At 33.3% G+C, this 17,128-nt stretch carries 11 protein-coding genes, 7 pseudogenes and 1 riboswitch; of the genes and pseudogenes, 10 read left to right on the top strand and 8 right to left on the bottom strand.

What is annotated here, in order from left to right; translation table 11 throughout:
- Nucleotides 1-97 precede the first annotated feature (97 nt).
- Nucleotides 98-1,272, top strand: a pseudogene (gene iadA, locus JCM7501_RS15875) (beta-aspartyl-peptidase).
- Between the two features lie 20 nt (nucleotides 1,273-1,292).
- Here iadA and JCM7501_RS07085 read toward each other — a convergent pair.
- The 3 genes from JCM7501_RS07085 to JCM7501_RS07075 form a co-directional block, all read right to left on the bottom strand.
- The gene (locus JCM7501_RS07085; RefSeq protein ID WP_028991517.1) at nucleotides 1,293-1,865 is read right to left on the bottom strand and encodes an ANTAR domain-containing response regulator; all 573 of its coding nucleotides are present in this window, start codon (nucleotides 1,863-1,865) and stop codon (nucleotides 1,293-1,295) included.
- Between the two features lie 20 nt (nucleotides 1,866-1,885).
- A complete protein-coding gene (gene glnA / locus JCM7501_RS07080) occupies nucleotides 1,886-3,220 on the bottom strand; it encodes a type I glutamate--ammonia ligase (RefSeq protein WP_012994868.1) in 1,335 nt (444 codons plus the stop codon).
- 158 nt (nucleotides 3,221-3,378) lie between these two features.
- A complete protein-coding gene (locus tag JCM7501_RS07075) occupies nucleotides 3,379-3,660 on the bottom strand; it encodes a hypothetical protein (protein WP_012994867.1) in 282 nt (93 codons plus the stop codon).
- A 96-nt stretch (nucleotides 3,661-3,756) separates the two neighbouring features.
- Between JCM7501_RS07075 and JCM7501_RS07070 the strand changes: the two are divergent.
- The 7 genes and pseudogenes from JCM7501_RS07070 (at nucleotide 3,757) to dapD (ending at nucleotide 11,712) form a co-directional block, all read left to right on the top strand.
- Nucleotides 3,757-5,507, top strand: a pseudogene (locus JCM7501_RS07070) (ABC transporter ATP-binding protein).
- 13 nt (nucleotides 5,508-5,520) lie between these two features.
- Nucleotides 5,521-7,326 (top strand): ABC transporter ATP-binding protein, encoded by a 1,806-nt coding sequence (locus JCM7501_RS07065; protein ID WP_028991519.1) that lies wholly within the window; start codon nucleotides 5,521-5,523, stop codon nucleotides 7,324-7,326.
- A 42-nt stretch (nucleotides 7,327-7,368) separates the two neighbouring features.
- Nucleotides 7,369-8,187, top strand: a pseudogene (locus tag JCM7501_RS15870) (hypothetical protein).
- A 152-nt stretch (nucleotides 8,188-8,339) separates the two neighbouring features.
- On the top strand, nucleotides 8,340-9,329 hold the full coding sequence (locus JCM7501_RS07055) for an aspartate-semialdehyde dehydrogenase (RefSeq protein ID WP_012994863.1): 990 nt from the start codon (nucleotides 8,340-8,342) through the stop codon (nucleotides 9,327-9,329).
- A 13-nt stretch (nucleotides 9,330-9,342) separates the two neighbouring features.
- Nucleotides 9,343-10,236 carry a 4-hydroxy-tetrahydrodipicolinate synthase gene (dapA, locus tag JCM7501_RS07050; protein WP_028991521.1) on the top strand — a complete coding sequence of 298 codons (894 nt, stop codon included), beginning with the start codon at nucleotides 9,343-9,345 and terminating at the stop codon, nucleotides 10,234-10,236.
- Nucleotides 10,236-10,990 (top strand): annotated as a pseudogene (dapB, locus tag JCM7501_RS07045) (4-hydroxy-tetrahydrodipicolinate reductase). Before dapA ends, dapB begins: the two are co-directional and overlap by 1 nt.
- Before the next feature lie 6 nt (nucleotides 10,991-10,996).
- Nucleotides 10,997-11,712: pseudogene (gene dapD, locus JCM7501_RS07040) on the top strand (2,3,4,5-tetrahydropyridine-2,6-dicarboxylate N-acetyltransferase).
- A 26-nt stretch (nucleotides 11,713-11,738) separates the two neighbouring features.
- Here dapD and JCM7501_RS07035 read toward each other — a convergent pair.
- The 5 genes and pseudogenes from JCM7501_RS07035 to JCM7501_RS07015 form a co-directional block, all read right to left on the bottom strand.
- On the bottom strand, nucleotides 11,739-12,266 hold the full coding sequence (locus tag JCM7501_RS07035) for a cob(I)yrinic acid a,c-diamide adenosyltransferase (RefSeq protein ID WP_028991523.1): 528 nt from the start codon (nucleotides 12,264-12,266) through the stop codon (nucleotides 11,739-11,741).
- A 36-nt stretch (nucleotides 12,267-12,302) separates the two neighbouring features.
- Nucleotides 12,303-12,951 (bottom strand): annotated as a pseudogene (locus tag JCM7501_RS07030) (single-stranded DNA-binding protein).
- Between the two features lie 93 nt (nucleotides 12,952-13,044).
- Entirely contained in the window at nucleotides 13,045-13,605 is a 561-nt protein-coding gene (locus JCM7501_RS07025; RefSeq protein ID WP_028991524.1) for a UDP-N-acetylmuramoyl-tripeptide--D-alanyl-D-alanine ligase, read from the bottom strand.
- A gap of 97 nt (nucleotides 13,606-13,702) precedes the next feature.
- Nucleotides 13,703-14,311: a cell wall hydrolase gene (locus JCM7501_RS07020; protein ID WP_012994856.1), complete on the bottom strand. Its 609-nt coding sequence runs from the start codon at nucleotides 14,309-14,311 to the stop codon at nucleotides 13,703-13,705.
- A 171-nt stretch (nucleotides 14,312-14,482) separates the two neighbouring features.
- Nucleotides 14,483-15,822, bottom strand: a pseudogene (locus JCM7501_RS07015) (sigma-54-dependent transcriptional regulator).
- 61 nt (nucleotides 15,823-15,883) lie between these two features.
- Nucleotides 15,884-15,971, bottom strand: a riboswitch (cyclic di-GMP riboswitch).
- A 557-nt stretch (nucleotides 15,972-16,528) separates the two neighbouring features.
- Between JCM7501_RS07015 and JCM7501_RS13155 the strand changes: the two are divergent.
- Both JCM7501_RS13155 and JCM7501_RS07010 read left to right on the top strand, forming a co-directional pair.
- On the top strand, nucleotides 16,529-16,678 hold the full coding sequence (locus JCM7501_RS13155; RefSeq protein WP_173571586.1) for a hypothetical protein: 150 nt from the start codon (nucleotides 16,529-16,531) through the stop codon (nucleotides 16,676-16,678).
- Nucleotides 16,678-16,986 (top strand): hypothetical protein, encoded by a 309-nt coding sequence (locus JCM7501_RS07010; RefSeq protein WP_173571585.1) that lies wholly within the window; start codon nucleotides 16,678-16,680, stop codon nucleotides 16,984-16,986. The genes JCM7501_RS13155 and JCM7501_RS07010 overlap by 1 nt, the downstream gene beginning before the upstream one ends.
- Nucleotides 16,987-17,128 lie beyond the last annotated feature (142 nt).

Raw genomic sequence — 17,128 nt, 5'->3', positions numbered from 1 at the left:
TATACCATTATTATGACAAAAATTCTTTCTAATTTTAAAATGTATTATAATGGATTGGAAGAAAAAATAATATAAAGAAACCAAATGAGGTGAGATCATGTTTTTACTTTTAAAAGGTGGAGAAGTTTACTCTCCTCAGCCTTTAGGTAGAAAAGATATTTTAATCTGCAATGGAAAAATAATAAAAATTGCTGATGAAATAAAACCTATAAAGGAATTTGGAAATGTAGAAATTGTAGATTTACAAGGCTTTACCATAGTTCCAGGTTTCATTGACCAGCACGTCCACATCGCAGGAGGCGGTGCAGAAGGAGGACCAGTCACAAGGACGCCTGAAATAACTCTATCTGATATTACAAAAGGTGGAATAACTACAGTTGTAGGCCTCTTGGGAGCAGATGGAATAACCAGAAACATGGCTTCTCTTCTTGCAAAAGCAAGAGCTTTAGAGCAAGAAGGTATAACTACTTACATATATACCGGTGCTTATGAACTCCCCACCCGCACTTTAACAGGAAGTGTAAGGTCTGATTTAGTTTTAATCGACAAAGTAATAGGTACTGGAGAAATCGCCATTTCAGATCACAGGTCTGCACAGCCAACTATTGAAGACTTGACAAAACTTGCTGCAGAAGCGAGAGTTGGAGGACTTTTAGGGGGTAAACCTGGAATAGTTCACCTGCATGTTGGAGATGGAATAAGAGGATTATCTCCCTTGTTTGAAATAGTAGAAAACACTGAAATACCTATTACACAATTTATTCCTACTCATATAAACAGAATAGGACGTTGTTTGAACAAGGATTAAAATTTATAGAAATGGGTGGCGTAATTGACCTTACTTCTGATATAAAGCCGGACGCCCATACAAAAACTGCTTTAACTCCAAAAGAAGCAATTAAAAAAATCGTAGAAAGCAAATTACCTATAGAAAAAGTTACTATGAGCTCTGATAGCAATGGTAGCATTCCTGTATTTGATGAAAATAAGCGATTGGTTAAGGTTATGGGAGGAAGCGCACAAACTCTATACCGCGATTTAAGAGAAGTTATAGTGGAAGGAATACTGCCAATAGAACAGGCAATTAAAATAATAACAGAAAATGTAGCAAAAGTGTTGAATTTATATCCAAACAAAGGATGTATCAGTGAAAAATCAGACGGGGATATAGTAGTATTAGATGGCAATTTAAATATTCATTCTGTTATTGCAAAAGGAGTATTCATGATAAAAGATAAAAAAATAGTAAAAAAAAGCATGTTTGAAGAATAAAAGAGGCGGTCTCACGCCTCTTAGTCTTTATATTCTTGTAATATCATTTCAGCTATTATCTCCATTGGAATAGACAAATCCATGCTCATCTTTCTCATAATTTTATAAGCTTCGTCTTCGCTTAATCCTTTAGCTTTCATAATATATCCTTTTGCCTTTTCAATCTTTTTCCTCGCTTCAAGTTCATGCTTTAATTTTTGAATTTCCTCTTTCATGTTCCTAAACTTTTTGTAATTTTCTATCACAAATTCAACTGTCGACAAAAGTACCCCTCTATCTACTGGTTTTAATAAATAAGAAAATACAGAATATTTCCCTATTTCATCAAGAAAATCTCTTTGAAGAGTAGAAGTCATCAAAATTACAGGTGCTATGTCATCTTCATTTATAATACGTCCCACTTCATAGCCATTTATATTGGCAAGATTCAAATCCGCTATAACTAAATCAGGAGCGAGAGCGCGACAAAGCCTTATAGCGCTTCCGCCATCTCTCGCTTCATAAACTAGATGTCCATTTGCCAACAAAACATTTTTTATAAACTGCCGTGACAAATCACTGCTGTCAGCTAAAACAATTCGCCATTGGCTCATCGAGACACCTCTAATTTAACTTAGAATTTAGAAAGATATTGATCTAATTCCCACTGAGTAACGTATATTTTGTACTCATCCCATTCTGCTCTTTTAGCCTCCAAAAATTTTGTATACACATGATTGCCTAATGCTTCTTTTATAACTTCATCCTTTTCTAACTCGTTTAAAGCTTCTTCTAAAGAGCCTGGCAGTCTTTCAATTCCTAAGCTTTCTAATTCTTCTTTATTCATATGATATATATTTGCATTTACAGGTGGTGGCGGTGTTATATTATTCTTTATACCATCTAATCCTGCTGCCAATGCAACAGCCAAAGCAAGATAAGGATTGCTGGTTGGATCAGGACTTCTAAGTTCTATCCTTGTAGACTCTCCTCTTTTGGCAGGAATTCGTATTAAAGGGCTTCTGTTTCTTGCAGACCAAGCAATATTTACAGGAGCTTCATAGCCTGAAACTAGTCGCTTATAAGAATTAACAATAGGGTTAGTGATAGCTGTCATAGCTTTTGCATGTTTTATAATTCCTCCTATATAGTTATAACATACTTTACTTAACCCTAGAGGGTCAGAAGGGTCATAAAAAGCATTTTTACCATCTTTTGTTAGTGACATGTTCATATGCATTCCAGACCCTGCAATGCCAAAAACCGGCTTGGGCATAAAGGTAGCGTGCAACCCATGTTTTTGAGCAATAATTCTTACCACCATTTTAAAAGTCATCACATTGTCAGCAGTAATTAACGCATCGTCGTATTTAAAATCTATCTCATGCTGTCCAGGCCCTACCTCGTGATGGGATGCTTCAATTTGAAAGCCTAATTGTTTTAAAGTTGATACCATTTCTTTTCTCGCACTTTCTCCTAAATCTACAGGTGCCATATCAAAATAACTTGCATTATCTTGTGTTACCGTCGTGAAGTTACCTTTTTCATCTGTCAAAAAGAGATAAAACTCACATTCAGGACCTACATTAAACTGATACCCTAATTTTTTTGCTTCTTCTAAATTTCTTTTTAAAACATACCTGGGGTCTCCCTCAAAAGGAGTCCCATCGTAATTGTAAATGTCACATATAAGCCTCGCTTCTACCCCTGAGTTTGTCCTCCATGGAAAGACCACAAAAGTATCAGGGTCTGGTCTTAAATACATGTCCGATTCTTCAATTCTGACAAAACCATCAATTGAAGAACCGTCAAACATAATTTCATTGTTGAGAGCTTTATTTAGTTCTTCTACTGGGATAGAAACATTTTTCATGACCCCAAAGATGTCACTGAATTGAAGATGTACATATTCCACTCCATACTCATTTGCCAGTTTTAAAACATCCTCTTTGCTATATTTTTTACCCATAATCTTCCTCCTCTAATAAATTAAGGGCGCACTCAAATAGGGTGTCACTACCCATTTGAAGACGCCCTTGCCTTCCCTCTAAATCATTATTAAATTTTAACTAAGAAATATTATATCACATTTTTTTTCACAGTGCAATACAGTTTTAATAATTTTTTCTATTTTTTCTCTACTAGTATGTCAATACCATCAATCCAGCCAGAAACTACATTGAAAAGCCATGCTCCAAAAGCACTAACTATAGAAAAAATTATGCCATAAACTATTCCGCCAATGAGGCCGCCAATTATTCCTGCGCCAAAAGCTCCAAAACTGCTTGCAAAAAGTCCACCAAATAAGCCACCAATAAGTCCCAGAATTAGGCCTATCACAATTCCGTAAATTAAAGTAAATTTAAAAACCGATAAAACGGATATTTTTTTAAGTTTATAATTCCACATCTTCACCCCTCCTTTTTTGAAATTATAAAGATTTACGTTATAATTATATTACATTTAAAAATAATTATGCCTGTTTGTAGTTTTAGGGGGGATTTTATGAAAAGTTTTGCAACAGTTATCCCATTTATAAAAAAACACAAGTGGAATTACATAATAGGTATAATTTTTTATTAGCAGTAGACATACTTCAAATGATAGTTCCCCATTTATTAGGTTCAGTAACTGATTTATTTAAAAGTAAAGACTTAACTCCAAAGGTATTGTTAACGTATTCTTTTTGGATAATAGGTATAGCTATTTTGGTATTTGCTTTTAGATTTATTTGGCGTATGAAAATAATGGGGTTGTCAAGGCTTTTGGAAAAAGAGCTAAGAGAAAAACTTTTTTTTTAAATTACTTGAGCTTTCACCACAATATTATAACGAACACAAAACAGGTGATTTAATGGCTCATGCTACAAATGATATCAATGCTGTAAGAATGGCACTAGGACCTGGAATCATAATGTCAGTAGATGCCTCATTTTTAGCTATATCTATAATACTTATAATGATATTTACAATCGAGCCAAAACTTACTATTTTAGCTTTACTGCCCTTACCCGTTATTGCACTAATAGTTACTCGTTTTGGCAAAGTCATTCACTCAAGATTTTTAAAAGTTCAAGAGGCTTTTTCCTCTTTAACAGATAAAGTTCAAGAAAGCATATCTGGCATAAGAGTAATTAAAGCTTTTGTTCAAGAAAAAGAAGAAATAGAAAACTTTAGAAAAGAAAATCTAAAAAATTTTAAGGCAAATATGGATATGATTAAAATCTGGGGATTATTTGACCCTACTGTCCAATTTTTAGCAGCATTAAGTTTTACAATAGCTTTGCTTTATGGGGGAATACAAGTTATAAAAGGAATAATCACTTTAGGTGACTTTGTAGCATTTACCAGCTACTTAGGAATGCTTATCTGGCCTATGATGGCATTTGGCTGGGTGATAAATATTTTTCAGAGAGGCTCTGCTCCATGGAAAGGCTAAATATAATTTTCAATGAAGAACCTGAGATAACAGATAATTACGCTGATCCAAATATTACAACGATTGAAGGAAATATAGAAATAAAAAATCTCACATTTTCTTATAAAAAAGGCCTACCTCCTGTTTTAAAAAATATAAACATAAGCCTTCCAAAAGGAAAAACTCTAGCTATAATAGGCAAAACCGGTAGTGGTAAAAGTACTCTTGTAAATTTACTTGCAAGGCTTTATAAAGTACCGCAAGATACCATATTTATTGATGGGCACGACATCAACGAAATACCCTTAAAAGTTCTAAGACAAAGCATTGGTTTTGTCCCTCAGGACAATTTTATATTTTCAGATACTATAGCCAATAATATAGCCTTTGTCAAGGAAGAATCTCTAGAAAAAATACAAGAATTTGCTACAATGGCAGATGTCCATAAAGATATAATGGATTTTCCGCAGCAATATCAAACAATTGTAGGCGAAAGAGGAGTAACTCTCTCAGGCGGTCAAAAGCAAAGGATAGCTATCGCAAGGGCTTTAATAAAAGAACCAAAAATCCTCATTTTGGACGATAGCCTTTCTGCTGTAGATACAAACACAGAAGAAACCATATTAAACAATTTACGCGAATATATGAAAAATAGAACAACTATAATTGTCTCTCATAGAATCTCTACTATAAAAAACGCTGATGAAATCATAGTATTAGATAATGGGGAAATAGTTGAAAGAGGCACCCATGAAGAGCTTATTAAGTTAAAAGGTCTCTATAACAGTATTTATGAAAAACAGCAAATGGAAGATGCAATATTAAAAGAAGAAGTTTAAGGCGGTGATAAAGGTGGAATATCAGCAAGAAGAAGTAATGACCAAACCTTTCGACATCAAAATAATGAAAAGGCTTTTGACATACGCTAAACCTTACTGGTTATACATTTTTATAGCAGCTGTAAGTATATTCTTAGTAACAGCATCAAACCTTTTACGACCATACCTCGTCCAAAAAGCCATTGATAACTATATAAATAATCCTAACATTCCTAAAGTAGAAGCAATAAATGGCATTACCCATATAGGAATTTTGTATTTAATAATCATAACTGTAGCCTTCATCATAAATTATGGACAGATTTATTTGATTCAATACACAGGTCAAAGAATAATTTTTAACTTAAGGCAACAAATATTTGAACATATACAGAGTTTATCATTATCATTTTTTGATAAAAACCCTGTAGGAAGATTGGTAACACGTGTTACAAACGACACAGACACTTTAAATGAAATGTACACAAGTGTCATAGCAAATCTTTTTAACGACATCTTTATAATATTAGGAATAATCATTGCCATGGTAAGTTATAATGTAAAACTTGCATTAATCAGCCTCTCTACTACTCCGTTAATTATTGGAGGAATGTACATATACAGAAAATTAGCTTCGCAAGCTTATAGACTTGTAAGAGTTCGCCTTGCCAGAATAAATGCTTTTCTTTCAGAACACATAAATGGAATGAAAATTGTACAACTTTTTGTAACAGAACATAAAAAAAGCAAAGAATTTGAAAAAATAAATAAAGATTATTATAACGCTAACATGAGGCAGCTTACAATTTTTGCAATATTTCGTCCTTTTATGGACGTAATATATTCTTTAACTCTGGCTCTTCTGATCTGGTATGGTGGAAAAGATATAATATCTCACAAAATTGAATTTGGCGTACTTTACGCTTTTGTAAATTATCTGCAACAAATGTTTCACCCAATTTTTGATATATCAGAAAAATATGATATACTTCAATCGGCAATGGCTTCAGCAGAAAGAATTTTTATACTTTTAGATACAAAAGAACAAATAAAGGACCCTGAAGAACCTATTCCTCTAGAAGACATACAAGGAAAAATAGAATTTAAAAATGTCTGGTTTTCTTACAACGGAAAAGACTGGGTATTAAAAGATGTAAATTTTGTAGTCAATCCTGGCGAAACAGTAGCACTTGTAGGGGCAACTGGTGCAGGAAAAAGCTCTATAATAAGCCTTTTAAGTCGATTTTATGACATACAAAAAGGAGAAATTTTAATTGACGGAATTGACATAAGAAAAGTAAGGCAACAAGATTTGAGAAAACATATAGCTGTTGTATTGCAGGATGTCTTTCTTTTTACGGGAGATATTAAATCAAACATAAGACTAAGCAACAAAAGCATAACAGACAACGACATTTACACGGTAGCAAGATATGTAAATGCTCATCATTTCATAAAAAAACTTCCAGAAGGCTATGAGTCAAAAGTAACCGAAAGAGGCTCTACTTTGTCAGCCGGTCAAAGACAACTTTTAGCTTTTGCAAGAGCTTTGGCCTTTAACCCTAAAATACTCGTACTGGACGAGGCAACAGCAAATATCGACACAGAGACAGAAATGCTCATACAGGATGCTTTAAAAAAGCTCACAAGAGGTCGCACTACTATTGCAATAGCCCATAGATTATCAACCATACAGCATGCAGATAAAATAATTGTACTTCACAAAGGACGTATCAGAGAAATGGGCACTCACAACGAACTTTTGCAGAAAAAAGGCTTATACTACAATTTATATATGCTGCAGTACAAAGACCAATTAGTAGAAAGAAAAGCTAACTAGAATACTAAAATTTAAGATGGACATACTATTTGAGGTGATAGTATGAGAAAATACTCTAAAATAGTATGTACCATTTTTATTTTTGTTGCTTTTATTTAACTTGTCAGGTTGTAAAAATAAACAACAAAATAAACCTCAAAAAAAGCCTCAAACAAGTCAAAAAACAGAAGTACCAAAAGAAACTATCTAAAATAAGAAAAAGATATAGAAAAAATAATAAAAGAAGCACAGAAAATAAAGGAAAATCCGCAAACTGATCAGGAAAAACAAAGTGATAAAGAAAAAAAAGATAAAAAGGAAGAGGATAAAAAAGCACTAAAGAAAACTCCTGAAGATAAATCTTGGGAAGAAATTAACAAAGCAATAAAAAATATTCATACAGATTGGAACTCATTAACTCCTTTAGTTATCAAAAAAGGAGCAAACTTAAATCTAATAAATAGTATGAGTGCTGCTATAAATGACCTTACCGTTGTAGCAGATAAAAAATCAAAAATTGATGTTTTAATATATGCAAATAATGTGTATAAATATATTCCTGATTTAGAAGACCTCTTTCAAACAGATACACCTACTGACATAAAAAGATTAAAATTTTACGCTCAAGATATCGCTTTTAAAAGCGAAGTACAAAAGTGGGAAGAAATTTCAAAAGATTTGATAGATATAAATTCTGTGTGGCAAACCTTAAAGCCAAAACTTCCTAAAGAAGCAAAAAATCCAGCTGACAAATTTGAAGTAGGAGTTACCGAATTACAAAAAGCAATAAAATCTCAAAATAAAGTTTTAACTAAAATAAAGACAGAAGTACTTCTACAAGATATAAAATCTCTTGAAAAATCTGCAAAGTCTAAAAAGTAATAACTACTTTTTAGGCTTTTTGTTCATCTGTAATCCTTATTTTATTGACTTCATATAATAATAATGATATATTTTAAATTAAATAAACCTGCTTTAATCCAGCATATAAATGAAATATTGTCATAATCTTAGAACTTTAGAGGAGGATAATAATGGGAGTTAATGTAGCAATTGTAGGAGCTACCGGAATGGTAGGTAGGACTTTTCTTAAGGTAATGGAAGATAGAAATTTCCCAGTTGACAAACTTTACTTATTTGCTTCTTCCAAATCTGCGGGTCAAAAGATCACATTTAGAGGTAATGAATACATTGTAGAAGAACTTACTGAAGAAAGTTTTAAAAGAGACATTCAAATAGCTCTTTTTTCTGCTGGTGCAACTATAAGCAAGCAATTCGCTCCAATAGCTGCTTCTCATGGCGTAGTCGTAATTGACAATTCCAGCGCTTGGAGAATGGATGAAAATGTACCTTTGGTTGTCCCTGAAGTAAATCCCCAAGACATTTCATGGCACAAAGGAATAATAGCAAATCCCAATTGCTCTACCATTCAAATGGTAGTTCCTTTAAAGCCTCTTCACGACAAATATAAAATAAAAAGAATAGTGGTATCCACCTATCAAGCAGTGTCTGGAGCAGGTAAAAAAGGTGTAGATGACCTTGAAAGAAGTTTAAGAGGAGAACCATGTCAAGTATTTCCTCATCCTATTGCAAACAACTGCATTCCTCACATTGATTCTTTCGCATCAAATGGATATACAAAGGAAGAACTAAAGATGATAAACGAAACCAAGAAAATCATGGGAGATAGTTCAATAAAGGTATGTCCTACAACAGTAAGAGTACCTGTTGCAAACTCTCACAGTGAATCTGTCAATGTAGAATTTGCAAGGCCTTATGAAATGGAAGAATTAATAGAGGTCTTAAAACATGCTCCAGGAGTTGTTGTACAAGACGATCCTCAAAATAATATTTATCCTCTTGCAACTTATGCCACAGGAAAAGATGAAGTTTTTGTAGGTAGAATAAGACGAGATGAGACAGTTTACAGCGGTCTTAATATGTGGATTGTAGCTGACAACATAAGAAAAGGGGCAGCTACAAACGCCGTTCAAATAGCAGAACTTTTAATTAAAAATATGTGAAAGGAGAATAATTATGCCTGTTTTTAAAGGGTCAGGTGTCGCTATTGTTACTCCATTTAATGAAGAGGGCGTAAATTTTGAAAAACTTGGCGAGCTTATTGAATGGCATATCAAAGAAGGAACTGATGCAATCATCATATGTGGTACCACTGGTGAAGCCTCTACAATGACACAAGAAGAGCAACAAGCGGCAATTAAATTTACCGTTGAAAAAGTTGCCGGAAGAATACCAGTAATTGCAGGGACCGGTTCTAACAATACAGCCCATGCCGTTGAAATGAGTGAATATGCTCAATCTGCAGGTGCTGATGCTCTTTTAGTTATAACACCATATTACAACAAAACAACACAAAAGGGATTAGTGGCTCATTTTACTGAAATAGCAAGACACGTAGATATACCTATTATTATCTATAATGTCCCAAGCAGGACATCTCTTAATATGTTGCCAGAAACTTATCTTGAATTAAGTAAACATGTAGACAACGTAGTTGGGGTAAAAGAAGCCAGTGGTGACATTGTACAAGTAGCTGAAATTGCCCGTATTATGGGTAAATCTTTCGAAATATACTCAGGAAATGACGACCAAGTAATACCAATAATGTCTTTAGGGGGCTTAGGCGTAATATCTGTCACGGCAAATATAATCCCGGCAAAAATACATGAGATGACAACCGCTTATTTAAATGGGGACATTGAAAAGGCAAGAAACATGCAATTAGAACTTAACCCTCTGAATAAAGCACTTTTCGTAGAAACAAACCCTATTCCTGTAAAAACTGCTATGAACTTAATGGGATTCAACGTAGGACCTTTGCGCCTCCCACTTGTTGAAATGAGCGATAAAAACTTAGAATATCTGAAATCTGTTCTTTCAAAATACGGTTTATTGAAGGAGGCAAATTAATGATTAGAATAATAATTCACGGCTGTAACGGAAAAATGGGAAAAGTCGTAGCAAAGTTAGCAGCAGAAAGTCCCGATTTTAAAATAGTAGCAGGAGTAGATAAAAACATCTCTCCTCTTGACTTTCCTGTTTACAGCGATTTAAAAGATGTAAAAGAAGAAGCGGATGTAGTAATTGACTTTTCATACCATGAAGCTGTACCTAATTTAGTAAAAGCCGCTCTACAAAAGAAACTTCCTGTAGTCATTGCCACAACAGGACTCAGTGAAGAAGAATTAAATGTCATAAAACATGCATCAAAAGAAATACCAATTTTCAAATCTGCAAATATGTCCCTTGGAGTGAATATTCTTATAAACCTTGTAAAAGAAGCTGCAAAAATATTGCAGCAAGATTTTGACATAGAAATAATAGAGAAACATCACAATATGAAAAAAGATGCTCCAAGTGGCACTGCGTTAATGATTGCAGATAGCATAAACCAAGTACTAAATGACAAAAAAGAATACGTGTATGGACGCCATACTAAAACTGAACAGAGAAAAACGAATGAATTAGGGATACATGCAGTAAGGGGAGGCACAATTGTGGTGAGCACCAAGTAATTTTTGCTGGTCACGATGAAGTAATCACCATAAGTCACTCTGCCCAATCCCGCGAAATTTTTGGCTATGGCGCCCTACATGCTGCAAAATTCATAGTAGGTCAAAAACCTGGGTTATACAGCATGGAAGACCTTGTAAAGAAAGGATGATAGTATTTGAGTACAAATGATAATTTAACAAATCCTTATGAAATCGCAAGATACATTAAAGAGGCAAAAAAGTCAACGCCCGTTAGAGCTTACATACAAGGAATATAGAAATTAAAGAAACCGAAGAATTAGAAGTATATGGCTGTGATAACTTTAAAGTTATTTTTGGAGAACTAGATGTCGTTGAAAAATTGATTGAGGCAAACAAAGATAAAATAAAACATTATCATCTAGAGTATGATCGCAGAAACTCTGCAATTCCTTTACTGGATATTAAGCATCTTGACGCGAGAATAGAACCAGGGGCAATAATTAGAGATAAAGTCAAAATAGGCAAAAATGCTGTGATTATGATGGGAGCAGTGATAAATATAGGTGCAGAAATTGGTGAAAATTCTATGATAGACATGAACGCGGTGATAGGAGCGAGAGGAATCATAGGCAAAAACGTCCATGTAGGAGCTGGAGCTGTAATAGCAGGTGTATTGGAACCTCCTAGCAGCGTGCCGGTCGTACTTGAAGATAACGTACTTGTCGGAGCAAATGCAGTCATATTAGAAGGAGTAAGAGTAGGCCATGGCGCTGTTGTAGCAGCAGGTTCAGTGGTGACAGAAGATGTACCACCTAACACAGTAGTCGCAGGAGTTCCAGCTAAAATTGTAAAAGTAGTAGATGACAAAACTCGTGAAAAAACAAAACTCATGGAAGACTTAAGAGGTTAATTAAAACACCCGATTTTTCGGGTGTTTTAGTATTCTATACCGTATCTTGCTGGTATTCCCTTTTCAAATGGATGTTTAATTGCTTTCATTTCTGTAACCAAATCGGCCCTTTCAATAATTTCTTGAGGAGCACTTCTACCTGTCAAAACAAGTTCCATCTCTTTAGGTTTCATATCTATTAATTTTAACACATCCTCTACAGCGTACATCTTGCTATGTATTGCCGCCATTATCTCATCTAAAATAAGAACATCACATTTTTTGTTTTTAAGCACATCTACTACAAAGTCATAGGCTTTTTTCATGTCTTCCGCGAGGATTTTTTTCTCTTCTTCCGTCAATGTCCAAAAAAATTTATTTGTGGACTGAAACCTAAAAACCTTAAAATTTTCAATATTTTTAAGTGTATGAAGTTCTCCTGTATCTGCTCCTTTTAAAAATTGTACCATATATACTTTAAATCCTCTTCCCACTGCCCTTATGCCAAGACCAATAGAAGCGGTAGTCTTCCCCTTGCCGTCTCCAGTATAAACTTGTATAAGTCCTCTTTCCAAAATTCATTCCTCCTTTTGACCTCCGTTACTCCCATTCTAACTCTTTTGCAATTCTTTTTCAACCACTTCCATTCTTGTAATAGAAACCTCATAAGCTACCTTTGTAGCCACTTCATCGCCCAGTTTTTTCTGGTATTCCCTACTCTGTACTCTTCCCCACAAGCGTATACGATCCCCTATTTCCAACTTCTCAGAAAACCTCGCATTTCTCCCCCACGCTATAACAGGTATGTAATCAGATTTGTTATAAGGCCTATTTACAGCAATTAATAAATCGGTTATTTCTCTTCCTAAAGGAGTAGTTCTATAAACAGGTTTTTTACAAATAAAGCCATCCAAAAAAATTTCATTCGGATTTTTTACTATTTCCTCTTCCGACAATGCCATTATATCTCGAGCAAATATGGTTAAAATCAACTTATTTTTCCCCTCTTCTGGTGATTTCCTATTGTAAGACCTTAATTGCCCCTCAATCTTTATCCTTGTACCAACCTCTAAATTCATACCTTCGAATAAACGGTTAGAAATAGTGACAGGAAGATAATCTTTCGTCTCACTCAATCTTGGAACTTCCAAAATAAAATTAAAAAAATTTTTCCCCATATAGTTGATGGCTATACTCTAAATCAGTAAAAATTCTCCCCACCACTACAACTACGTTGTTCTCCAAAAAGTTGCCTGCCATGTGTTCACTCTCCCCTTCCCCTTATGTATCTTCTAAAAATATATATTAAAATTAGAAAGCATTTATGACAGGTAGTAAAAGTAATTTCTAAAATTAATTTTTAAAAAATTGCCACTGTCCACTATCTTTAAAGGTTTTAACTACATTTTGTATATCTTTTATTTCATTTCCTAAAATCAATAATACAGTTATTACAAACAATGAGTCATATATATTATACTGTTCAGAAACTTTTATTTCAACAGGTATTTCCAATGGCTCTATCAATTTACCCTTTAAATTAAAAAAAGCCCTTTGTACGCAATAATTAAATTCATAGCCCTCTTCTTCATAAGATATTGAAGAAGCAGTAATGGAAGATTTTGGATTTAAACCGCATGTAATAAGGGTAGAATTTATTCCTTTTGAAAAGAGTTTATTTGATAGCTCATCATCTCCATTTGTTATTATAATGCTGCTTGGAAAGCTATAAATATAATTTTTAAACTTGTTAAAATCTTCCTCGTTTAAAATATCAGAAATAATCAAAATATCTGCTCTCTCGTTATAATTTTTTAACTGTCCTATTACTGCTTCTTTAGAATTTACGCAGTAGGATAAAAATCTTATAAGCAAACTTTTTTCCGAACTTCCTCCTACAAAAATATATACCATATGATCAGCTCCTATTTTTAGTACTATTCTTATTCTTTTACAAAAGTAAAATTTTATAATGTAAAATACATGCAATATAGAAAGGCAGGACGCCTTTCTATATTGCAAACCAGTGGTTCCCTATGACATTAGTAACTGTCCTTGTCCATATCCACCAAGAAGTTGAAGTAGCCGGATTGAAAAAGTATAGTGCTCCACCCGTTGGGTCCCATCCAGCTAAAGCTAAATCTGCCGCTTTAAAAGCTGTAAGGTCAGGCTCGTGATTGAAAAACTCGCCATTTGTTATAGACTCAAAAGCATCTGACTGATATATAACTCCTGCTACAGTATCTGGGAAAATATTACTTTTTACTCTATTCAAAATTACCGCACCTACAGCTACTTGGCCTTCCAAGCTTTCTCCTCGAGCTTCAGCATAAATCATTTTTGCAATTAAATATCTATCAGCAAGATAATTGTAATAAGCAGTGTTTACGTTTACTGGCACAACTAATTTTTCACCGGGATATATCAAATCACTCCATTTTCCATTTACCTCTTTTAGGCTATTTACATCACTTCCATACCATTTAGCTATTAAATATAGCGACTCACCTTTTGAAACAACGTGGATTTTGTCGTAAGCGTATGCCGAAGTAATTCCTCCAAAAATCATAATAAAAATCATTAAAGATAGTAGAGTAATTTTCAAAATTTTATTTTTCATCGCGGATTTCCTCCTTTCTATTCCGTTACCGTAATAGCAGGAGTTAATTCGATTACAATTATAAACTTTTGTATCAATCCTGTCACCCTTCATATTTCCTGATAATTCACTATTAATTAAAAATATCTCTATGATGATATATTATACTGATATATTCTTAGTTATACTAATCTATAAGTGGTTTCCATTTTTTCTAAAATTATCTTCAAGAATACTTTCCAAAAAGTTGTTAATATAATCGATTATTTCCTTTTTAAGTAACATTCCTTTAATCCCCTTTTCTTTTAATTCATGATATTTCATAGCAATAAATTCATAAAAATCATATTTATCGATTTTCTTTTCTTTTTCAGGAGAAATGATTAAAAATTTATCAAAGACTAATCTGTCGCTTCTATCGTCCCAACCCAGTCCCAAATAACTACGGTTTAACAAAGTAAGATCAATTTTTAAAAAATTCCTCTTTGCCACGTAATTCATTAAAAAAGCTTTAGAACAAATCAATTGAAGGAGGGATTTCAACTCCCCAATATTTCCTTCATATTGCAAAGACAAAAGCAAAGAAATTACTTCCGGATGTACCACAATATTTAAGTTTAGCCGTTTGGCTTCTTCTTTAAAAAGGTAAATAATTATCTCAATTTTTTCATTTAAAGGTCTTTCCTCAAAAGATGGCAATTGGATGATAATTGGTATCCGTCTCATAAAAGTTTTTAAAAGAAAAGAATCGGGTTTTTCTGTAGTGGCTGCTATAATCATTAAGTTAGCCTTTCTTTCAGCAGTATCTCCCAATCTTCGATATACTCCTTTGTCAATAAGGTAAAAGAGCATTTCTTGACCTTCTGGAGGCAGCCTGTGTACTTCGTCAAGGAATAGTATCCCTTTATCGGCTTTTTCTACTAAACCTATTTTATCCGTATCTGCCCTGTATAGGCTCCTTTTACATGACCAAACAAATGAGACATAAGAAGTTGAGGATTATTATAATAATCCGCACAGTTTAAGACTTCAAATGGCCCTTCCCTACCATTTTGAAGGCTAAATTTGTGCATCATCTCTGCGAAAAAAGATTTACCAGAACCCGGTGGTCCTATGATAAGGGTGTGAAGCCCATAAGGAGGATATAATACAGCTGCTTTGGCCTGCTCTATCTGCCCTTTGAGACTACCATCATGTCCTATTATATTTTCAAAAGTACATTCTTTTTCTTCCTTTAAGTGCAAAAAATCAATCAAGTCTTTTAAAAGCATTTCTTCCTTAACGTTTTCTTCTAAAAAATAAGCTAATCTATTTTTTTCAATATAATATACAGGTTTTGAAATAATTTTAACTATTTTTCCTTCTTTTACAAGACGATTTAAAATAAAAGATACATTGGGTCGAGCTATTTTTAAGAGTTGCGCTACTTCTTCTGTAGTAACCCCACCTTTTCTACTTATCAGAAAATCTTGAAGGTTAAACTCTCTACTTTTTTCTAAAATGATATTATAAATTTTTTCTTTATTAGTCATATAAAACACCACTTTCTTGCTTAATAACCTCCTACCAAAAGGCAGGAGGTTATATATAATTGTTGGCAGCCCGGCTGTCATAGCAAGATTATTGCTTTAGACCCGTGGCTTTGCGTCCCCGCCTTTCGACGAGTTTGCCTTTTTCAACAAAGTCTATTTAATTTCTCATATTACTATTTCGATATAAATAAGGAATTTCCTTCTATTCTTAAAAAGATCTTTTCTACATATTTCGCTAAATTTATACTAATTTTTACCCGCTTTTTGTTCTAAGTTTTACTATCTTTCTGAACACTCATCCTTTAATTTTAGAAATTTTATAACAAAATCGTAAAATTAAGGTAAATATGGAGCTTTATAATTATTTTTTAAGCACTTCAATCTTGTTATTACATCCTTTTATGATGTTATTTGCATAAGACAGATCAAATGCATTGCCTATTTCTTCGATTCAATGTGTAAATACTTTTTCAAGTATATTATCTTTGGCAAAAATTAATTGAGTATAAAAAACTGTATAAAAAATTATACACATTAAAAATTTTTATAAATTTTGGCTATATACAGTGAATTGGTACAAAACTTGCTTAAATATTATTGTAGAAAATAAATTTTACAAAAAGAAATAATCGGCAAAAACCCACTTAGCGACTAGAAGGGCTGGCTTAAGTTTTAAAAAATATTAATTTTTGAGGAGGTAACAAAAATGAAGAGTCGACAAATGTTAAATGTTTTACTGACCCTTATTTTAGTTGTAGTGTTGATGTCGCTAAGTGACCAGGCTCAGCCCAACTTAACAAATTTGCCCATTTTCTTCCCAACAAAAAATTACTTACCTCAAATTCAAAATTTTTGATGAATGACTTTAACAAAATTAAGGTTTTTGGCCTTTTAGAAGCAAGAATTGCCGAAAGTGAAGAATCCCCTGTTATAATTACCTTCAGCAAAAACATAGAACAAATAAACGTTTCATCATCACTTCATGGGTCTCATTACAGCGATATTTGGACATTTAATGTGACAGACACCTCACATCCTATAGAAATAACTTTCATAATACCTGATTGGGCAAACTCTAGTTCTGATTTCGATATATACCTCTCTATGACCTTACTAATACTCTTATCAAAAGTTCAGCTAGAACATAAAGGCAAGAAGCAATAACATATATTCCAACACATGGAGGAACTTATTGTCAAAGTATATTCATATTTATTACTTTAAATTCAAATGTTCAGGAATGGTATAAAAATTAAACTTCCGTATAGGTAAACAAACTTAAAGTTTTTTAGCTCTTTAAGTGGTA

Source organism: Thermoanaerobacter thermocopriae JCM 7501, from assembly GCF_001310975.1.
In the GTDB taxonomy this organism is placed as follows: Bacteria; Bacillota; Thermoanaerobacteria; order Thermoanaerobacterales; family Thermoanaerobacteraceae; genus Thermoanaerobacter; species Thermoanaerobacter thermocopriae.
Note: the sequence above shows the minus strand (reverse complement) of the source record. Positions and strands in the feature narration are given on the sequence as shown.